Raw genomic sequence first — 17,889 nt, 5'->3', positions numbered from 1 at the left:
GGCGTTCGGCGGCTACAAGCAGTCCGGCATCGGGCGGGAGAACCACCTCATGATGCTCGACCACTACCAGCAGACCAAGAACCTGCTCGTCTCCTACAGCAACAAAGCCCAAGGCTTCTTCTGATGAGTGATTTCGGCGCGCATTCCGCCGCACAGCGAACGAAAGCGCGCCGAAATCACAAACAAACCACAATGAAGGGAACATCATCATGACTCAGACACTCGGCGCCCCCGCCACCTCCACCGCGGCCGACACCATGCGTGCCGCCGTCGTCACCGAATTCGGTGCACCCCTGCAGGTCGCCGACCTCGACCTGCCCACCCCCGGCCACGGCGAAGTCCTCGTCAAGCTGGAGACCTCCGGGGTCTGCCACACCGATCTACATGCCGCACACGGTGATTGGCCGGTCAAGCCGCAACCGCCGTTCATCCCCGGCCACGAGGGCTACGGCACCGTCGTCGCCCTCGGCGAGGGTGTCACTGACCTCGAGCTCGGCGACAAGGTGGGCAACGCCTGGCTGTGGTCGGCGTGCGGCAGCTGCGAATACTGCCGCACCGGCTGGGAGACGCTGTGCGAGAGCCAGCAGAACGGCGGCTACAGCGTCAACGGCAGCTTCGGCACCTACATGCTGGTCAACGCGGCCTACGCCGCGCGGATCCCCGACGGCGTCGACCCGCTCGAGGTGGCACCGATCCTGTGCGCCGGCGTCACCGTGTACAAGGGGCTGAAGGTCACCGACACCCGGCCCGGCCAGTGGGTGGCGATTTCCGGCATCGGCGGGCTGGGCCACATCGCGGTGCAGTACGCCCGCGCGATGGGCCTGCGGGTGGTCGCCGTCGATATCGACGGCGCCAAGCTGGCGCTGGCCGCGCGTCTTGGCGCGGAGGTCACCGTCAACGCCAAGACCTCCGACGTTGTCGAGGAGGTGCAGAAAGCCACCGGCGGGGTGCACGGTGTGCTCGTCACCGCGGTGCATCCTCAGGCGTTCGGCCAAGCGATCGGCCTGACCCGGCGCGGTGGAACCATCGTGTTCAACGGTCTGCCGCCCGGCGACTTCCCGGCACCGATCTTCGATATCGTGCTGAAGGGCTTGACGATTCGCGGATCGATCGTCGGAACCCGCCAGGACATGGCCGAGGCGCTGGACTTCTACGCCCGCGGCCTCATCCACCCCACGGTCGAAGCGGCCAAGCTCGAGGACATCAACGAGGTATTCGGCCGGATGGAGCGCGGCCAGATCGACGGCCGCATCGTCATCGACTACCGCTGAGACCCCAGCTGCGCGCGGGAGCCTTCGATGCCGACCAGGCGGATATCATCGCGGCGGATCGTGGCCCACTGCCCCGGCGTCATGGTGAACTCCACCATGGTGTCGGGGCGGTCGCGTCGTTGCTCGACGGTGGTGCCGGTCTCGGTGTAGGGCAGCGAGCGTGTCACCGCCAGCGAGGCCGCGTTGTCGTGCCAGGCCCGGGTGACGGCGAGATCGGCCTCGAAGCCCGCGAAGATCAGATGCAGCGCGGCCTGTCGGACCTCCTTGCCGATACCCTGACGCTGGTGGGCCAGGCCCAGCCACGAGCCGGTGGTCAGCGTCCGGTTGGCCGGAAACTGTTCGGCGTGAACCGAACACATCCCGACCACCGACTCCTCGACCAGGACGGCGAGGTCGAGATTCCACCGCTGCGCCGTCGTCTCTGCGCGGTTGCGCCAATAGAACTGCATGCTGTTACGCTCCAGCTGCGGTGAGGGCACATCGGTCCACGGTTCACTGAACGGCATCGTCGCGGGATGGTGAATACCCTTGGCCGCCAACGTGGCCAGCCGCACGCCCAGCTCGTCGCCGACGTAGCGCAGCACGACCCGCGGTGTCACTACCTGCAGGTCGGCCAGCGGCCAGATGTCGTGTGCCATGGCATTCATCGGACCACATCGAAGGTGAGTCGAAAAGCGAATTTCCCGGCGATCGTCAGCCGGGGCGATGGCGGTGGTAGTGGCGGGCCACCCGGGTCCGGTTGGCGCAGATGTTCTGGGTGCAGAACTTTCGCCGGGCGTCGGTGGCGACGAAAAGCATACTGCAGGAGGGATTTTGGCATCGTCTGAGCCGTTTGTTCGCTGGCCCGGCCAGCAGGTCCATGAGACTGTCGGTGACAGCCCCCAGTGCGAGCTCGTGCCGGCGGTTGGCCGGCACATGGTGGGTGGTGACCGCCGTCCACCCCGCCCGGGTGTGTTCCAGGCGCCGGGTGGCGGTTACCCCGGCGGCCACGTCATTGACGTACTCGACGGCGGCCGGATCGGGTGCGGTTCCGGCGACGTGCGCGTCGAGCAGGTCGCGGACCGCACGGCGTAGTTCGACGGTGAGCGCCAGCGTGGGCGTTGTCGCCCTCTCGGGCATGCGATCCCGCTCCAGGCTCCACCACAGCCGGCAGGTCGCCTCGTCCGACAGCAGGTCGGTAGCCGGATCCGTGGTGGTGATGATCGTGTCGGCCAAGTCCACGGCCAGGGGTTCTCCCGCCACGATGAACCCGGCCACCTGCGCCTTCTCCATACGGGACCCGGCATTCATTCGACTAATGCTATCAGGGCATTGACAGCGTTAGCTCTGGTCGGGTAAGAAAACTAACGTCAATAAGGCACTACTACCGTTAGACATGGGAGGGTCCGTTCATGGATTCGCTGGAACTACTGCAAAGCGCAGATCGCCGCCTGGTCGATCTGACCGCCGGTCTGGGCGGGAACGACCTGGACCTGGCCAGCCCGTGCTCCGCCTGGAACGTGCGCTCGATGCTCAGCCACACCGTTGCGTCGATCGACGCATTCGCCGCGGCGGTGGACGGCGGCTCCGGCCCGACCGAGCAGGAACTGTTCAGCGGCACCGACATCCTCGGTGCCGACCCACTGGGTGTCGTCGAACGGTCGGTGCAACGCTCGCAACGCGCGTGGGCGACGATCACCGACTGGCAGCTGCCCGTCGCGACCGTCCTCGGCGAGATGCCGGCCGCACAGGCCATCGGGATCATCACCTATTCCACGCTCGTTCACAGCTGGGATCTGGCGGTGGCGGTCGGGCGACCGGTCGAGTTCGACGAAGCCGAAGCCAACCTGGCCGAAGCGGTGGGCAAGAACCTCGTGCCACCGTTGCGGCAGCAAGACCTCTTCGGTGCGGAGGTCGAGACGGCCATCGACGCGACCCCGACGCAGCGAGTCGTGGCCTTCTCCGGCCGCAGCCCGCTGTGACCGGATTCCACAGCGGCGAGCTTGCGGTGCAGGAGCGGGCCGGAGTGGCAACGCGCGCACACCAACTCGCTGGCATGGTCGGCCGGGGCGAACTTCGCCCCGCGACCGCCGAATTCCTGGCGGCAGCGCGGCTTGCGATGCTCACCGCGCGTGACGGGGCCGGCCGGCTGTGGATCTCACCCCTGCTGGGGCCTTCCGGGTTCCTTCGCGCAGATACGCCCACGACGCTGGATGTGGACTTCCGCTGGCCCGCCGCCGATCCGCTGCACGTCCTACCGGCGGGCCAGCCCGCGGGACTGGTCGTGATCGACCTTGCCGCCCGCAGGCGCATTCGCATCAACGGTGTGCTGACCCGTGCCGGCGCGACGGGGATGTCCATCGAGGTCGGCCAGGCGTACGGCAACTGCCCGCAATACATCCACCCGCGCCGGTTGGGCACTCGCGGCGATCAGTCGACACCGGACCGGATACCGGTGTTCACGGGTGCCGCGCTGCGGCCGCAGGACCGACGGCTCGTCGAACGCGCCGACACGTTCTTCCTCGGCACAACACATCCGGCGTCAGGCAATGACGCGTCGCATCGCGGCGGGCCGGCTGGATTCGTGCGGGTCGACGGCGGCCGCCTGAGCTGGGCGGACTATCCGGGCAACAATCTGTTCAACAGCCTGGGAAACCTGGCCGTCGATCCCAGCGCCGCCATGGTGTTCCTCGACTTCTCCACCGGGACGACGCTGCAGTTATCGGGCACGGCGGCGCTCGCCTGGCACGACCCGAAGTCCGGCGAAGACCATGACACCGGTCGGGAGGTGACATTCACACCCGAACGCGTCGTCGTGACCGCGATCCCGGGTCTGCACGTCGAGTCCTGACTCAGGCCACGCGGCTGGTCGTCTGCAAAGATGCCAGTTGATGAGCACAACTAACGGACCTCAGGCGGCGTTCTGCGTCGGCTTCACCCGGGTCAGCGAGGCCGGCATCTCGCTGGATCAACAGGTGACGGCGACGCTGGTCGATCATCGGGGGTTGGTGGAGATGCCGGCCTATGCGGTGATGGCCGAATCGGTCACCAGCGGCGCCTACTGGTACACGTTCGCCGAGCCGGTCGCCACGGTGCAGTCCTGGCTGGCCCTCACCGCCGGGGTTCGGCCCCGGGTGGGGGATCGGCTCCACGCCGTGTCGGTGCTGGCCCATCACGACGACGCCCACGGCACCGCCACGATGACCATTACCAACGGATCCCACGAGGTCGTCTGCGCGGGGGTGGCCCGCGCCGTGCGGGTCGGCCGCAGCACCGAGGCACTGCGGGCGCTGGACAAGGATGCGATCGCCCAACCGGTCGAGACGCTGCCCGCACCACCCGACGTCGACACCACCGTGTCGACCATCGACCCGGATTGGGATGGCCGGCGCGTCCTGGCCGCGATCAGCCGCGGCGACATCGCCCGCGGACCGCTCTGCGAACTGCTCGCCATGACCGTGGACCTCGACGACGAACCGGTGATGACCGTGCAGCCCCAGCCGTGGATGGCCAACCCACTCGGTGCCATCCAGGGCGGTGTCATCGCCTCGCTCATCGGCCAGGCATGCTCGCTGGCCGGCCAGGCCCACACCGGCCCCGGCGACCGCTACACACTGGCTGACCTGAGCGTTTTCTATTTCCGGTCGCCCCCGGTCGACGGGCGGCCCCTCACGCTGGCCACCACCACCGAGCGGGTCGGTCGGCGGATGGCGACGGTCGCGGCCACCATGGCCGACGCCGCCGGCACCCGCTACGTCCGCGCCGTCGCCAACATCGCCTACGAGCGGGGATGAGCGTTTTGACCTGCCCGGATCGTCGCAGGTAAGCTGCCACGTTGGCGTGCGGTACGCCGCGGTTTCGCACCGCGGGGTAAGCCGGGTTCTCGGGTCAGTGTTGGTCGCCGAGATGTAACCCCCACCGTCGCGTCCCGACCGGCACCCGGGTCATACCGGGACCACCACCGGGGTGTGAATCCCAAATTTAGAGAGGTAGCGCTGTGTCTACGTACACGCCGAAGGCGGGTGACACCACGCGATCGTGGTACGTCATCGACGCCACCGACGTGGTGCTCGGCCGGCTCGCCGTTGAAGCAGCGAAGTTGCTGCGCGGCAAGCACAAGCCGACATTCACGCCGAATGTCGACGGTGGCGATTTCGTCATCGTCATCAACGCCGACAAGATCGCCGTCAGCGGCGACAAGCTCCACACCAAGATGACTTACCGGCACTCGGGTTACCCCGGTGGCCTGCGCTCCCGCACCCTTGGTGACGAGATGGCCAAGCACGCCGACCGTGTGGTGGAGAACGCCATCGTCGGGATGCTGCCGCACAACAAGCTGAGTCGGCAGGTGCAGAAGAAGCTCAAGGTTTACGTCGGCCCGGATCATCCGCATGCCGCGCAGCAGCCGATTCCGTTCGAGATCAAGCAGGTGGCGCAGTGAGCGAGACGACAGAAGGCACGACTGAGGTCGAGGCGACTGAGGTCGTCGAGGTCGAGGTGACCGAGACCCCCGAGGTTCCTGAGGCCGCCGCCGAGGCGGCGCCGCGCGAGCCGGTCATCATCGACCGTCCCATTCAGACCGTCGGTCGCCGCAAGGAGGCTGTGGTGCGGGTTCGGCTGGTGCCGGGTACCGGCCAGTTCAACCTCGACGGCCGCAGCCTGGAGGCCTACTTCCCGAACAAGGTGCACCAGCAGCTGATCAAGGCCCCGCTGGTGACCGTCGATCGGCTGGAAAGCTTCGACGTCTACGCCCACCTCGATGGCGGTGGCCCCTCGGGTCAGGCCGGCGCGCTGCGCCTGGCGATCGCCCGCGCGCTGATTCTGGTGCAGCCCGAGGACCGGCCGGCCCTGAAAAAGGCCGGCTTCCTCACCCGTGACCCGCGTGCCATCGAGCGCAAGAAGTACGGCCTCAAGAAGGCCCGCAAGGCGCCGCAGTACAGCAAGCGCTGACCTGCCGCGTATCCCTACGCAACGGCTCGCCGGGCGTCATCCAGTCTCTTGGGCTGGAGGCGCCCGGCGAGCCGTTTGTGGTGGGGGGCACAGGACGACTTGCCGGTTGAGAGACCCTGGTGCGGGCAGTGTCCGCGTTCACGGGCATCTCGGTGCAGTTTCGGTTTGGCGGCGACATGACGGTTACCCTCGTCGGTTGTGTCTTGAGCCGGTAGTTGTGAGAGGTTTGTCCGCATGGGTCGACTGTTCGGGACCGACGGTGTCCGCGGCGTCGCCAACCGAGAACTGACTGCTGAGCTGGGTTTGGCGCTGGGAGCGGCTGCCGCGCGCCGACTCGCCGTGACGAGGAGCTCGGGGCGGCGCGTCGCCGTCGTCGGCCGCGACCCGCGAGCCAGCGGCGAAATGCTGGAGGCGGCGGTGATCGCCGGTGTCACCAGCGAGGGCGTCGACGCGCTGCGCGTCGGGGTGTTGCCCACCCCGGCGGTGGCCCACCTCACGGGTGCCTACGGCGCCGACTTCGGCGTGATGATCTCCGCTTCGCACAACCCCATGCCCGACAACGGCATCAAGATCTTCGGGCCGGGTGGTCACAAACTCGACGACGACGCCGAGGATCGGATCGAGGAACTCATCGCGCAGGGACCCGGTCTGCGTCCCGTCGGCGCCGACATCGGCCGCGTCGTCGATGCCGCCGACGCGCTGGAGCGCTACCTGCATCATGTTCGGTCGGCGGCGCCGGTCCGGCTGGACGGCGTGACCGTCGTCGTGGACTGCGCCCACGGCGCCGCCTTCCAGGCCGCACCGCGCGCCTACCACGCGGCCGGGGCGCGGGTCATCGCGATCAACGCCGAACCCGACGGCCTGAACATCAACGACGGCTGCGGGTCGACGCACCTGGAACGATTGCAGGCCGCGGTGGTCGCCCACCGGGCCGACATCGGTCTGGCCCACGACGGTGACGCCGACCGCTGCCTGGCCGTGGACGCCAACGGCCAGGTGGTCGACGGCGACGCCATCATGGTGATCCTGGCCCTGGCCATGCGGGAGGCCGGTGAGCTGGCCTCAGAGACCCTGGTGGCCACCGTGATGAGCAACCTGGGCCTGCATCTGGCGATGCGGGAGGCCGGTATCACCGTGCGCACCACCGGCGTGGGTGACCGCTACGTCCTGGAGGAGCTGCGGGTCGGCGAGTACACCTTGGGCGGCGAGCAATCGGGCCACATCGTGATGCCCGCGCTGGGCACCACCGGCGATGGGATCGCTACCGGGCTGCGGTTGATGGCGCGGATGGCGCAGACCCGCCTGCCGCTGGCCGCGCTGGCCGCACCGATGCAGACGATGCCGCAGGTGCTGATCAATGTCGAGGTCGCCGACAAGGCGACAGTCGCCGAGGCGCCCTCGGTACAGTCCGCGGTGCGCGCGGCGGAGGCCGAGCTTGGCGACACCGGACGAATCCTGCTGCGCCCGTCGGGAACCGAGCAGATGGTTCGCGTGATGGTGGAAGCCGCCGACGAGGACACCGCGCGGCAGCTGGCGATCCGCATTGCCGAATCGGTCAGCGCCGAAAGCTGATCGGAAGCATCGGGGAACCGATTGCCGCAGCGGTGCGTCATACCCGGGCATGGGTAACACACGCGTGGACACTGCGACGGTACGTGCCGCCGCGCAGCGCTTCGACACCGCCGCCGACGCTCTCGGCGGCGCGCTGCCGAGCCGGCTGCGCTTCGACGGGAGTGTGGCGGGGCGAACGCACGCCACCCACGGTGATGCGCTGCGCTCAGCGCTGGACCGGCTCACCGCCGAGATGGTGCAGTGGTCACGCGCCGCCCAGGAGATCGCTGCCGCGCTGAGGGGGACCGCCGACCGCTACGGCGATGCCGAGCTGCGTGCGGCGGCCCGATGACCACCGACGTCACGGCCCGGCTGGCGGCCGGGCGGCCATCGGTGTCCAACACGCAAGCCTATGTGGCGGCCTGCCATGCGGTCGGCTACCAGCATCCTGACCTGACCGCACACGGGGCGCAGATCGTCGAATGGTATGGCGGCGAAGAGGGTTTGGACCTGCACGCGCTGGACGCCGACTGCGCCACACTGCGCAACGCGGCGGCCGCCGCCGACGAGGCCGTGCGGGTGCTCCGCGACGGCCATACCGCGGTGCTGGCGGCCTGGCGAGGCAAATCCGGTTCTAGTGCTGCTGATTTCATCGAACGGCACTGCGCAACCGGCGCGGCTGTTGCCGGCACACTGCACGCGGCATCGACGGCGTGCGAGGCGTTGCGAGACGCGCTGTCGCGCGCGGTCGAGGAGAAGGTCGGCGCGGCGATCTCGATCGATGACCGCCGCGCCGGCGAGCGGCCGGCCTGGCTGGCCGCGGCGACCACCGTGACAAGCGGGGGAGCGGCCCGCGATGACGCCGTCGCGGTCGTCACCGAGCAGATCACTCCCTACGTCGACGCCGATATCCGCACCGAATGGATCGCCTCGATGCGGTCGTCGACGTCATCGGTGGTGGCCGCGTACGCCGAAGCCCTGCACCAGTTGAGTGCCGCTCCGGCAGCGTATTTCGAGGTACCCGGACGGTGGGACGGCCCGCCGGATGCAGGACCCAGACCCGTACCCACCGCGCCCGCCGGGGTGATAGCCGCCGCGTCCCCGCCGGAAGCGCCGGCCACTGAGTCCGCATCGGCACCACCAATGCCGGATACCACAGCGGCCCAACCACTTCCAACCACCCCGATGGCTGAGATGCCACCGCAGCCGAGCCTTGGTCCCACACCGTCCGCCGGTGTCCCGGGCATGGCCGATGTCGGCGGGGGCCTGTCCGGGCTGGTGGGCCAGATCGCCGATGCGTTTGGCGGTCTGTTCGACGGTGTGCCGGACACCGGGGTGGGCGACGAGCCGCCGCAGCTCGAGGACCCGGCCGGGCCGGATATCGACAAACCCGAGCCGGACGAGACCGATCCAGACATCGGGTGCACGGAAGAGGCTGTGCCCGAGGATGTTCCGGTGGCCGACGAGGTCGACGGCGGCGACGGGGCGCCGAGCGCGGAACCCGCCGCGGCCGCCGATGTCGAGCCCCCCGAGCCGCTGCCCTCACCGCCGGTGGAGCCGTCGGATGAAATGGCCGAGCCATTCGACGAGCAGACGCCCTGCGAGATCGCCGCCGACGAGCTGGCGCAGGTCGGCCAGTGACCACGGACCGCGACCGGCTGGTCGTCGCCGCGTCGCAGCGTCGGGTGCTGCGCCCGGCCGACGAGCAGCGGGCGGCGCGCCCGCCGGTCATCAGGGCAGCAGCTGCTGCAATTCCTCTACCCAGCTGATGTATTCGGCGCCATCGGTGGTGACCGGTGTGGTCAGCAGTGTGGTGACCCCCGCCTCGGCGAAGGCGGCGATGCGTTCCTTGACGAACCCGCGCGGACCGATCAGGTTCACGTTGCGCACCAATTCGTCGGGCACCGCGGCGATCGCCTCGGCCTTGTGTCCGGCCAGGAACAGGTCCTGGATGTGGTCGGCCACCTCGCCATAGCCGTACCGGGTGGCCAGCTTGTGGTAGAAGTTCTGACCCCTGGCGCCCATGCCGCCGATGTAGAGTGCCAGATGCGGTTTGGCCCAGTTCAGCCGCTCCTCGACATCGTCGCCGATGGCCAGTGACACTCCGACCATCACGTCGAGTTCGCCGAGTTGGCTGTCGCGCTTGGCTTTTCCGGCCCGCAGTGCGTCACCCCAGACGTCGTCGGCCTTCTCGGGATAGAAGAATATCGGCTGCCAGCCCTCGGCGATCTCCGCGGTGAGCTCGACGTTCTTGGGGCCCAGCGCGGCGATGGAGATCGGAATCCGTTCGCGTACCGGGTGATTGATGAGCTGCAGCGGCTTGCCCAGGCCGGTCCCCTGGTCGGCCGGCAGCGGGATCTGGTAGCTGCGGCCCTGGTGCTGCACGCGTTCGCGGCGCCAGACCTGACGGCAGATGTCGACGACCTCGCGGGTGCGGCCGAGCGGAGCGTCGAACGGCACCCCGTGAAACCCCTCCACCACCTGGGGGCCGGACGTGCCGATACCGAGCCGGAAGCGGCCGTCGGACACGAAGTCCAGGCCGGCGGCGGTCATCGCCAGCAGGGTGGGGGTCCTGGTGTAGATGGGGAAGACGCCCGAGCCCAGCTCGATCGTGGACGTCTTGGCCGCCAGATAGCCGAGCTGGCTGACGGCGTCGTAGGAGTAGGCCTCGGCGACCAGGGCGATGTCCACCCCGGCCTTCTCCAGCACCACGATGTGCTCGACTGCCTCGCGGAAGCCACCCGAATAGTCCAGAAAGATGCCGGTGCGCATCAGGACGTTATATCACCAACCAGTTGGTTGACTGATCGCCGGGCACGGCATTCCGGCCGCCAGCAGACGCAGAATCGCACTCCGGGGACCGGAATGGTGCGATTCTGTGTCTGCTCGCCCCGCGCAACTACGTGAGCAGCGCGACGATCTGGTCCTCCGGCGTGACCGGCGGCGCCTCCGGATCGAGCGGCTCGGTCTTGGGCAGCACGGCCTCGGGGTCGGCGAACTCCTTGTAGTCCTTGTCGCCGGTGAGGTGAAACAGCAGGAAGCCGGTCAGCAGGGCGCGGGCCGTCTTCTGGGTGCGTCGATCCGAACCCGGCAGGCCCAGTGCCCCCGCGATGCGGCGCTTCTCGGCCAGCCCGGCGGATTCTGCCTTGCTGACGATGCGCAGCACCGACCCCTTCCACGCGTGGGCCAGGTCGAGGGCGTCGGTGCGCAGCGACTGCGGGTCGTCGGGCGCGCTGAGCACCAGTCCCGGCACCTTCAGCGACGCCGCCGGTTGCCGGGCGGGCGGTTTGGTCACCGACGGGAACAACGCTGCGACCGCCTTGGGAGCGCCCGCGCCCGCCCCGGCCAGGCCGGCCACGGCAAACACCGCCGCCGAACCGCCGAATCCGTGGCCGGCCAGCCCCAGTTTGGTGGGATGCACGCTGATCTGGCCAGGGCCCAGTCGGACCCCGGTAATGATGTCGAGGGTGGTGCCCAGGTCGAAAGCCAGGTTCAGCACCGAGGGGGCCAGGCCGCGCTCGGTGTTCGGCGCAGCGGCCACGATGCCCCACGACGCGAGGTGTTCGAGCGTTTTCAGGTAGTGATCGACGTCTGTGAGCCAATCGTGGCCGAAGGCCACACCGGGCAGATTGAAGCCCGACGCCGGGGTGTAGACGGTGCCGGGGAGCCCGGCAAAGGCCAGGTCACCGCGCAGAACGGGATGCGGGCCGCGACGCGTCAGCGCCGCGAAGAGCTTGCGTGTCCGGGCCACCTCACGAACCTAGCCCACCGGGTCCGGTCCGCCGCTGCACTACCCTGGTTAGACATGTGCGGAATCGTGGCTTACGTCGGGCATCGCCCTGCCCGGGGTGTCGTCGTCGACGCACTGCGGCGGATGGAGTACCGCGGTTACGACTCCTCCGGTATCGCACTGATCGACGGAGGGGGCGGCCTCACCGTGCGCCGCCGCGCCGGTCGGCTGAGCAATCTCGAGGAAGCGCTGGCCGAAACGGATCCGGCCGCGCTGACCGGAGTCGCGGGCATGGGCCACACCCGATGGGCCACCCACGGTCGGCCCACCGACCGCAACGCTCACCCGCATCGCGACGCGGCCGGCAAGTTCGCCGTCGTCCACAACGGCATCATCGAGAACTTCCCCACCTTGCGCCAGGAACTCGAGGCAGACGGTGTGGAGTTCGCCAGCGACACCGACACCGAGGTGGCCGTCCACCTGGTCGCCCAGGCTTACCGGCAGGGCCCGACCGCCGGTGACTTCGAGGCGTCGGTACTTGCGGTGCTGCGCCGGCTGGAGGGGCACTTCACGCTGGTGTTCGCCCACGCCGACGATCCCGGCACCATCATCGCCGCCCGGCGGTCCACCCCGTTGGTGGTCGGCATCGGCGACGGCGAGATGTTCATCGGGTCCGATGTTGCGGCCTTCATCGAATTCACCAGGGACGCTGTCGAACTGGGCCAGGACCAGGCAGTGGTGATCACCGCCGACGGCTACCGGATCACCGATTTTCAGGGCCACGCCGTCCGCGAGTACCGAGAATTTCACATCGATTGGGACCTCTCAGCCGCCGAGAAGGGCGGTTACGAGTACTTCATGCTCAAGGAGATCGCCGAGCAGCCCGCCGCCGTCGCCGACACCCTGCTGGGCCATTTCATCGACGGCCGCATCGTGCTCGACGAACAGCGGTTGAGCGATCAGGAACTGCGCGAGGTCGACAAGGTGTTCATCGTCGCCTGCGGCACCGCCTTCCATTCAGGGCTGCTGGCCAAGTACGCGATCGAGCACTGGACGCGGCTGCCCGTGGAAGTGGAACTCGCCAGTGAATTCAGATACCGGGACCCGGTTCTGGACCGCGGCACTTTGGTGATCGCGATCTCCCAGTCCGGTGAAACCGCCGACACGCTGGAGGCGGTCCGGCACGCCAAGAGCCAGAAGGCCAAGGTGCTGGCGATCTGCAACACCAACGGCAGCCAGATCCCGCGGGAAGCCGACGCCGTGCTCTACACCCGCGCCGGACCCGAGATCGGGGTGGCGGCCACCAAGACGTTCCTGGCCCAGATCGCCGCCAATTACCTCGTCGGCCTGGCCCTGGCGCAGGCGCGCGGCACCAAGTACCCCGACGAGGTCGAGCGGGAGTACCGCGAGCTGGAATCGATGCCCGATCTGGTGGCCCGCACGCTTGACCACCTGGGTCCGATCACCGAGCTGGGGCAGCGGTTCGCGGCGTCACCGACCGTGTTGTTCCTGGGCCGCCACGTCGGCTACCCGGTGGCGCTCGAGGGCGCGCTCAAGCTCAAGGAACTGGCCTACATGCACGCCGAGGGCTTCGCCGCCGGCGAGCTCAAGCACGGTCCGATCGCGCTGATCGACGAGGGGCTGCCCGTCATCGTGGTGATGCCGTCGCCGAAGAACGCGGCGACCCTGCACGCCAAGCTGCTGAGCAACATCCGCGAGATCCAGGCCCGCGGCGCCGTCACCATCGTGATCGCCGAGGAGGGTGACGACACCGTGCGCCCGTATGCCGACCACATCTTCGAAATACCGGCGGTGTCAACGCTTTTCCAGCCGTTGCTGTCCACCGTGCCACTTCAGGTGTTCGCCGCGGCGGTGGCTCGCGCTCGTGGCTACGACGTCGACAAGCCGCGCAACCTCGCCAAGTCCGTCACCGTCGAATAGCCGATCAGCCCAGGTCGGCCACGGCGGCCAGGATCTCGGCGACCTCGGTTCGGGTGGTGTAGTCGGGGTGGATATCGCTCCAGGTGATTACCCCGTCACCGTCGATGACCAGGACGGTGGGCATCGGGAGCTCATAGCCGCCGTCGGCATTGGCCTCGCGAAGGTCCAACCCCAGCCGCTGGGTGGCCGCCCGGGATGCTTCCGAGGGCGCGGTGACGATGCCGAGCGCGGCCGCGATCCGATTGCCGGGATCGGAGACCACGTCGAAGGTCAGCGCGTTGACTTCGATGCTGGACAGCGTTCCGTCGGGCTTCTGCGGGCTGATGGCGATCAGCCGGATGCCGCGCGCGGCAAGTGTCGGCACCAGCTGGTCCTGATAGGTCTTCAGCGCCAGGTTGCAGTACGGGCACCACGCGCCCCGGTAGAAGACGACGACGGCCGGCCCGCCGCCGCGCAGCGCCGTGATCGTCGTCGTATTTCCCTGTGCATCAATGACTTCCGGATCGGGCAGCACAGTTCCGGGTCGAGCCGCGCCCGGCGCGGCACCGTCGTCGAGCATCCGCTTCTGGTCGGCGACCAACACCTCGATGACGTCGGCGGGCAAGTGTTCGGACAGGCCTTCCTGCAGTTGGGCGACCTGGGCGGCGATCGTGACGGGTTCGGTGGTGGACATCGCGGTTCCTCTCCGGTGGGCGTGTGCCCCATGCTGGCGCGCAAAAAATGGAGTGTCAATGCCAAAAAATCAGCGGCGGCGAACCAACGCGCGGGCAGGTTCGGTCAACTGAGCCGCGATCTGGGCGATCACCGTGTCCATCGCGGCGGTGAGGGCGGCGGTGTCGCGGTTGACCTGACTGAGTAACAACCCGCCCTGGGTGGCAGCCAGCAGGGCCAGCGCCAGGCGATCGGTGTCGGTGCCGGCCGGGAACTGGCCGGCGGCGGCCATCGACGCCAGGCCGTCGCGCAGGATGCGTTCCCACTCGGCGAACCATCGCGCCAACTGTGCCCGCGCCAGCGGGTCCGTCTCGACCAGGTCGGCGGCCAGAGAACCCAGCGGGCAGCCTCCGATACAGTTCTGAGCTGTGCGGATGCCGACGACCAGATCCCGCCAGCGCCATAGGTCGTCCAGGCACGTCACCCGGGCCAGGCCCAGCTGCTGGACATCGAGGACGCGGCGGCCCTGCAATTCGATGACGGCGGCGATCAAGGCGTCCTTGTCGGCGAAGTAGTGGTACAGCTGTGACGAGCTCACGCCGGCGGCGGCCTGGATGTCCTCGATGGTGGTGCGCGCCACGCCCCGTTCCTGCATCAGGTCGGCGGCGGCGCCGACGATCCGATCTCGCGTCTGCGCACCCTTGCGGGTCAGGCTACGGCCGTTGACCGCGGCGGGCAGCTGAACAGATTTTGGTTCAGTCACTCCAAAATGGTACCCGGGATCAGCCCGCGACCGGTGTCTGTCGATACAGCACCAGCCGCCATCCCGCGCGTTCGAGATCCAGAAGTTCATCAAGCAACTGCTGATCGGTCATACGGGTGAATACCCGCGCGGAGTTCGCTGCTATCACACGTTGAGGACGTAACCTTGGTGCCGATGCGGCACTACTACACCGCCGACGCGATCCGCGCCGCCGAGGCGCCCTTGTTGGCCAGCCTGCCCGATGGTGCACTGATGCGTCGCGCCGCCTACGGCTTGGCTACCGCGATCGCCGCGGAGCTGCGCGCCCGGACCGGGTCGCTGGCCGGCCGGCAGGTCTGTGCCGTCGTCGGATCCGGCGACAACGGCGGTGACGCACTGTGGTCGGCGACCCTCCTGCGTCGCCGTGGTGTGGCGGCGACGGCGGTATTGCTGAACCCCGAGCGGACCCATGCCAAGGCGCTGGCGGCGTTTCGTGCCGCCGGTGGCCGGGTGGTCTCCGCCGTTCCCCCCACGGCGGATCTGGTGATCGACGGGGTCGTCGGCATCTCGGGGAAGGGACCGCTGCGCGAGGCAGCCGCCGCCGTTTTCGCCGCGGTCGAGGCCGCGGGCATCGCGGTGGTGGCCGTCGACATTCCCAGCGGAATCGACGTGCAGACCGGCGCGCTCACCGGGCCGGCCGTGCGCGCCGCGCTCACCGTGACCTTCGGCGGGCTCAAACCCGTTCACGCCCTTGCCGACTGCGGCCGCGTCGAACTCGTCGACATCGGGCTGGATCTGCCAGCCACCGATCTGGTCGGCCTCGATGCCGCCGACGTCAAAGCCCGCTGGCCGATTCCCGGCGTCCGCGACGACAAATACAGCCAGGGAGTCACCGGCATCCTGGCCGGCTCGTCCACCTATCCCGGTGCGGCGATCCTGTGCACCGGGGCCGCGGTGGCCGCGACGTCGGGAATGAAACGCTACGCCGGGTCAGCGGCCGCGGAGGTGGTGTCGCACTGGCCGGAGGTGGTCGCCGCACCGAACCCGCACGCCGCCGGCCGGGTGCAGGCCTGGGTAGTCGGACCGGGCCTGGGCGCCGACGAAAACGCGTTCGGTGCTTTGAATTTCGCGCTCAACACTGATCTTCCGGTGATCGTCGACGCCGACGCTCTGACCATGCTGTCCGCGCAGCCGGACCTGGTGGCGGGGCGCGCCGCCCCGACAGTGCTGACGCCGCACGCCGGCGAATTCGCCAGGCTGGCTTCCGGAGCCGGCTGGCCGGCGACGTCGGACGAAGTGCCACCGGGGGAGGACCGGGTGGCGGCCACCCGCCGGCTCGCCGAGGCGTACGGCGCCACGGTCCTGCTCAAGGGCAATGTCACCGTCATCGCCGAGCCCTCAGGCTTGGCCTACCTCAACCCCGCCGGAGGTTCGTGGGCAGCCACCGCCGGATCCGGTGACGTGCTGTCCGGCATGATCGGCGCGTTGTTGGCCTCGGGCCTGCCGCCCGTCGAGGCGGCTGCCGCGTCGGCATTCGTGCATGCCCGCGCCGCCAACGCCGCCGCCGCCGACCCGGGCCCGGTGTCGGTGCCCACGTCGGCGTCGCGCATCCTCGCTCACATCCGTCAGGCCGTCGCAGAACTGTAGAAAGGACTCTCGTGCCCCACGTCAAGTACCGTTCCCCGTCGATCTCGCCCGCCTACACCGGCCGGCTGTCCGCCGACCCGATCCCGTCGCTGCGGCTGCCCGACGAGCCGATGGAACCCGCCGCGGCCTATCGATTCATCCACGACGAGTTGATGCTCGACGGCAGCTCCCGGCTGAACCTGGCGACGTTCGTCACCACGTGGATGGACCCCGAAGCCGAGAAGCTGATGGCCGAGACGTTCGACAAGAACATGATCGACAAGGACGAGTATCCGGCCACCGCTGCGATCGAATCTCGTTGTGTGTCAATGGTTGCCGACCTCTTCCATGCCGAGGATCTGCGCGACGACGATGCCTCCAGTGCCACCGGTGTGTCGACCATCGGATCCTCGGAGGCGGTGATGCTCGGCGGGCTGGCGCTGAAGTGGCGGTGGAAGGATCGGGTGGGAGAGAAGTGGAAGACCCGCACACCCAACCTGGTCATGGGTTCCAACGTCCAGGTGGTGTGGGAGAAGTTCTGCCGCTACTTCGAAGTCGAGCCGCGCTACATTCCGATGACGGAGGACCGCTACGTCATCACGCCCGAACAGGTACTCGACTACGTCGACGAGGACACCATCGGCGTGGTGGCCATCCTCGGCACCACTTACACCGGTGAGCTGGAGCCGATCGCCGAAATCTGCGCCGCCCTGGACAAACTCGAGAAGGACAAGGGTCTTGACATCCCGGTGCACGTGGACGCGGCCAGTGGCGGATTCGTGGTGCCCTTCCTGCATCCCGACCTGGTCTGGGACTTCCGGCTGCCGCGCGTGGCGTCGATCAACGTCAGCGGCCACAAGTATGGGTTGACCTACCCAGGCCTGGGTTTCGTGGTGTGGCGCAACAAGGATCTGCTGCCCGAGGATCTGGTTTTCCGGGTCAATTATCTCGGCGGCGACATGCCGACCTTCACGTTGAACTTCTCCCGACCCGGCAACCAGGTGGTAGGCCAGTACTACAACTTCGTGCGGCTGGGGCGCGCCGGTTACACCACGGTCATGAAACGCCTGTCGCACACCGCGCGATGGCTGTCCGATCAGCTGGCCGAGTGCAAGCACTTCGAGGTGATCTCCGACGGGTCGGCGATCCCGGTGGTGGCCTTCCGGCTGAGCGGCGACTTCGGCTACACCGAATTCGACGTGTCGGCGGCGCTGCGCTCGTACGGCTGGCAGGTGCCGGCCTACACCATGCCCGAAGGCGCGGAGAACGTCACGGTGCTACGGGTGGTGGTGCGAGAAGGGTTCTCCGCCGACCTTGCCCGCTCACTGTGGGATGACCTCAACGCCGTGCTGGGCCACCTCGATGCGATCAAGCCAGAGGGGCACTTCACCGAGCAGCACTTCGCGCACTAGGCGCTACGCCAGCATCCAGTTCCGGGTCGAGGTCCC

The 17,889-nt window shown here is 68.4% G+C and carries 19 protein-coding genes; 13 read left to right on the top strand and 6 right to left on the bottom strand.

What is annotated here, in order from left to right:
• Positions 1 to 124: aldehyde dehydrogenase family protein (locus ORI27_RS19800; RefSeq protein ID WP_265998694.1), on the top strand; the 124-nt coding region annotated here is incomplete at its 5' end.
• Between the two features lie 85 nt (positions 125 to 209).
• Positions 210 to 1,271, top strand: a complete 1,062-nt coding sequence (adhP, locus tag ORI27_RS19795; RefSeq protein WP_265998598.1) for an alcohol dehydrogenase AdhP — start codon at positions 210 to 212, stop codon at positions 1,269 to 1,271.
• Here the strand turns inward: adhP and ORI27_RS19790 are convergent.
• Positions 1,262 to 1,909: a GNAT family N-acetyltransferase gene (locus ORI27_RS19790; RefSeq protein WP_265998599.1), complete on the bottom strand. Its 648-nt coding sequence runs from the start codon at positions 1,907 to 1,909 to the stop codon at positions 1,262 to 1,264. The two genes, adhP and ORI27_RS19790, sit on opposite strands and share 10 nt — an antisense overlap.
• Before the next feature lie 55 nt (positions 1,910 to 1,964).
• Entirely contained in the window at positions 1,965 to 2,561 is a 597-nt protein-coding gene (locus ORI27_RS19785; protein ID WP_265998600.1) for a CGNR zinc finger domain-containing protein, read from the bottom strand.
• A gap of 101 nt (positions 2,562 to 2,662) precedes the next feature.
• On the opposite strand from ORI27_RS19785, the gene ORI27_RS19780 reads away from it, so the two are divergent.
• The 8 genes from ORI27_RS19780 (at position 2,663) to ORI27_RS19745 (ending at position 9,392) form a co-directional block, all read left to right on the top strand.
• On the top strand, positions 2,663 to 3,232 hold the full coding sequence (locus ORI27_RS19780) for a TIGR03086 family metal-binding protein (protein WP_265998601.1): 570 nt from the start codon (positions 2,663 to 2,665) through the stop codon (positions 3,230 to 3,232).
• Entirely contained in the window at positions 3,229 to 4,101 is an 873-nt protein-coding gene (locus ORI27_RS19775) for a pyridoxamine 5'-phosphate oxidase family protein (protein ID WP_265998602.1), read from the top strand. Before ORI27_RS19780 ends, ORI27_RS19775 begins: the two co-directional genes overlap by 4 nt.
• Positions 4,102 to 4,141: 40 nt before the next feature.
• A complete protein-coding gene (locus ORI27_RS19770; RefSeq protein WP_265998603.1) occupies positions 4,142 to 5,044 on the top strand; it encodes a PaaI family thioesterase in 903 nt (300 codons plus the stop codon).
• A gap of 203 nt (positions 5,045 to 5,247) precedes the next feature.
• Positions 5,248 to 5,691 (top strand): 50S ribosomal protein L13, encoded by a 444-nt coding sequence (gene rplM / locus ORI27_RS19765; RefSeq protein WP_265998604.1) that lies wholly within the window; start codon positions 5,248 to 5,250, stop codon positions 5,689 to 5,691.
• Positions 5,692 to 5,747: 56 nt separating this feature from the next.
• On the top strand, positions 5,748 to 6,200 hold the full coding sequence (gene rpsI / locus ORI27_RS19760; RefSeq protein ID WP_265998695.1) for a 30S ribosomal protein S9: 453 nt from the start codon (positions 5,748 to 5,750) through the stop codon (positions 6,198 to 6,200).
• Between the two features lie 234 nt (positions 6,201 to 6,434).
• Positions 6,435 to 7,772 carry a phosphoglucosamine mutase gene (gene glmM / locus ORI27_RS19755; protein ID WP_265998605.1) on the top strand — a complete coding sequence of 446 codons (1,338 nt, stop codon included), beginning with the start codon at positions 6,435 to 6,437 and terminating at the stop codon, positions 7,770 to 7,772.
• Positions 7,773 to 7,821: 49 nt separating this feature from the next.
• A complete protein-coding gene (locus ORI27_RS19750; RefSeq protein ID WP_265998606.1) occupies positions 7,822 to 8,103 on the top strand; it encodes a type VII secretion target in 282 nt (93 codons plus the stop codon).
• Positions 8,100 to 9,392 carry a hypothetical protein gene (locus ORI27_RS19745; RefSeq protein WP_265998607.1) on the top strand — a complete coding sequence of 431 codons (1,293 nt, stop codon included), beginning with the start codon at positions 8,100 to 8,102 and terminating at the stop codon, positions 9,390 to 9,392. The genes ORI27_RS19750 and ORI27_RS19745 overlap by 4 nt, the downstream gene beginning before the upstream one ends.
• 90 nt (positions 9,393 to 9,482) lie before the next feature.
• Here the strand turns inward: ORI27_RS19745 and ORI27_RS19740 are convergent, their stop codons facing one another.
• Together ORI27_RS19740 and ORI27_RS19735 are read right to left on the bottom strand one after the other, a co-directional pair.
• Positions 9,483 to 10,523 (bottom strand): LLM class F420-dependent oxidoreductase, encoded by a 1,041-nt coding sequence (locus ORI27_RS19740; RefSeq protein WP_265998608.1) that lies wholly within the window; start codon positions 10,521 to 10,523, stop codon positions 9,483 to 9,485.
• A gap of 127 nt (positions 10,524 to 10,650) precedes the next feature.
• Complete coding sequence (locus ORI27_RS19735; protein ID WP_265998609.1) at positions 10,651 to 11,502, bottom strand: dienelactone hydrolase family protein; 852 nt, start codon at positions 11,500 to 11,502, stop codon at positions 10,651 to 10,653.
• A 54-nt stretch (positions 11,503 to 11,556) separates the two neighbouring features.
• Here ORI27_RS19735 and glmS point away from each other — a divergent pair, with 54 nt between their 5' ends.
• Entirely contained in the window at positions 11,557 to 13,422 is a 1,866-nt protein-coding gene (glmS, locus tag ORI27_RS19730) for a glutamine--fructose-6-phosphate transaminase (isomerizing) (RefSeq protein WP_265998610.1), read from the top strand.
• Positions 13,423 to 13,426: 4 nt separating this feature from the next.
• Here the strand turns inward: glmS and ORI27_RS19725 are convergent, their stop codons facing one another.
• Both ORI27_RS19725 and ORI27_RS19720 read right to left on the bottom strand, forming a co-directional pair.
• Complete coding sequence (locus ORI27_RS19725; protein WP_265998611.1) at positions 13,427 to 14,095, bottom strand: peroxiredoxin-like family protein; 669 nt, start codon at positions 14,093 to 14,095, stop codon at positions 13,427 to 13,429.
• Positions 14,096 to 14,164: 69 nt separating this feature from the next.
• Positions 14,165 to 14,836 (bottom strand): TetR/AcrR family transcriptional regulator, encoded by a 672-nt coding sequence (locus ORI27_RS19720; RefSeq protein WP_265998612.1) that lies wholly within the window; start codon positions 14,834 to 14,836, stop codon positions 14,165 to 14,167.
• 174 nt (positions 14,837 to 15,010) lie between these two features.
• Between ORI27_RS19720 and ORI27_RS19715 the strand changes: the two genes are divergently transcribed.
• Complete coding sequence (locus ORI27_RS19715; protein ID WP_265998613.1) at positions 15,011 to 16,462, top strand: NAD(P)H-hydrate dehydratase; 1,452 nt, start codon at positions 15,011 to 15,013, stop codon at positions 16,460 to 16,462.
• 11 nt (positions 16,463 to 16,473) lie between these two features.
• Entirely contained in the window at positions 16,474 to 17,853 is a 1,380-nt protein-coding gene (locus tag ORI27_RS19710) for a glutamate decarboxylase (protein WP_265998614.1), read from the top strand.
• Positions 17,854 to 17,889: the final 36 nt, after the last annotated feature.

The sequence above is a fragment of the Mycobacterium pinniadriaticum genome, assembly GCF_026242045.1.
Classification (GTDB): Bacteria; Actinomycetota; Actinomycetes; order Mycobacteriales; family Mycobacteriaceae; genus Mycobacterium; species Mycobacterium pinniadriaticum.
Note: the sequence above shows the minus strand (reverse complement) of the source record. Positions and strands in the feature narration are given on the sequence as shown.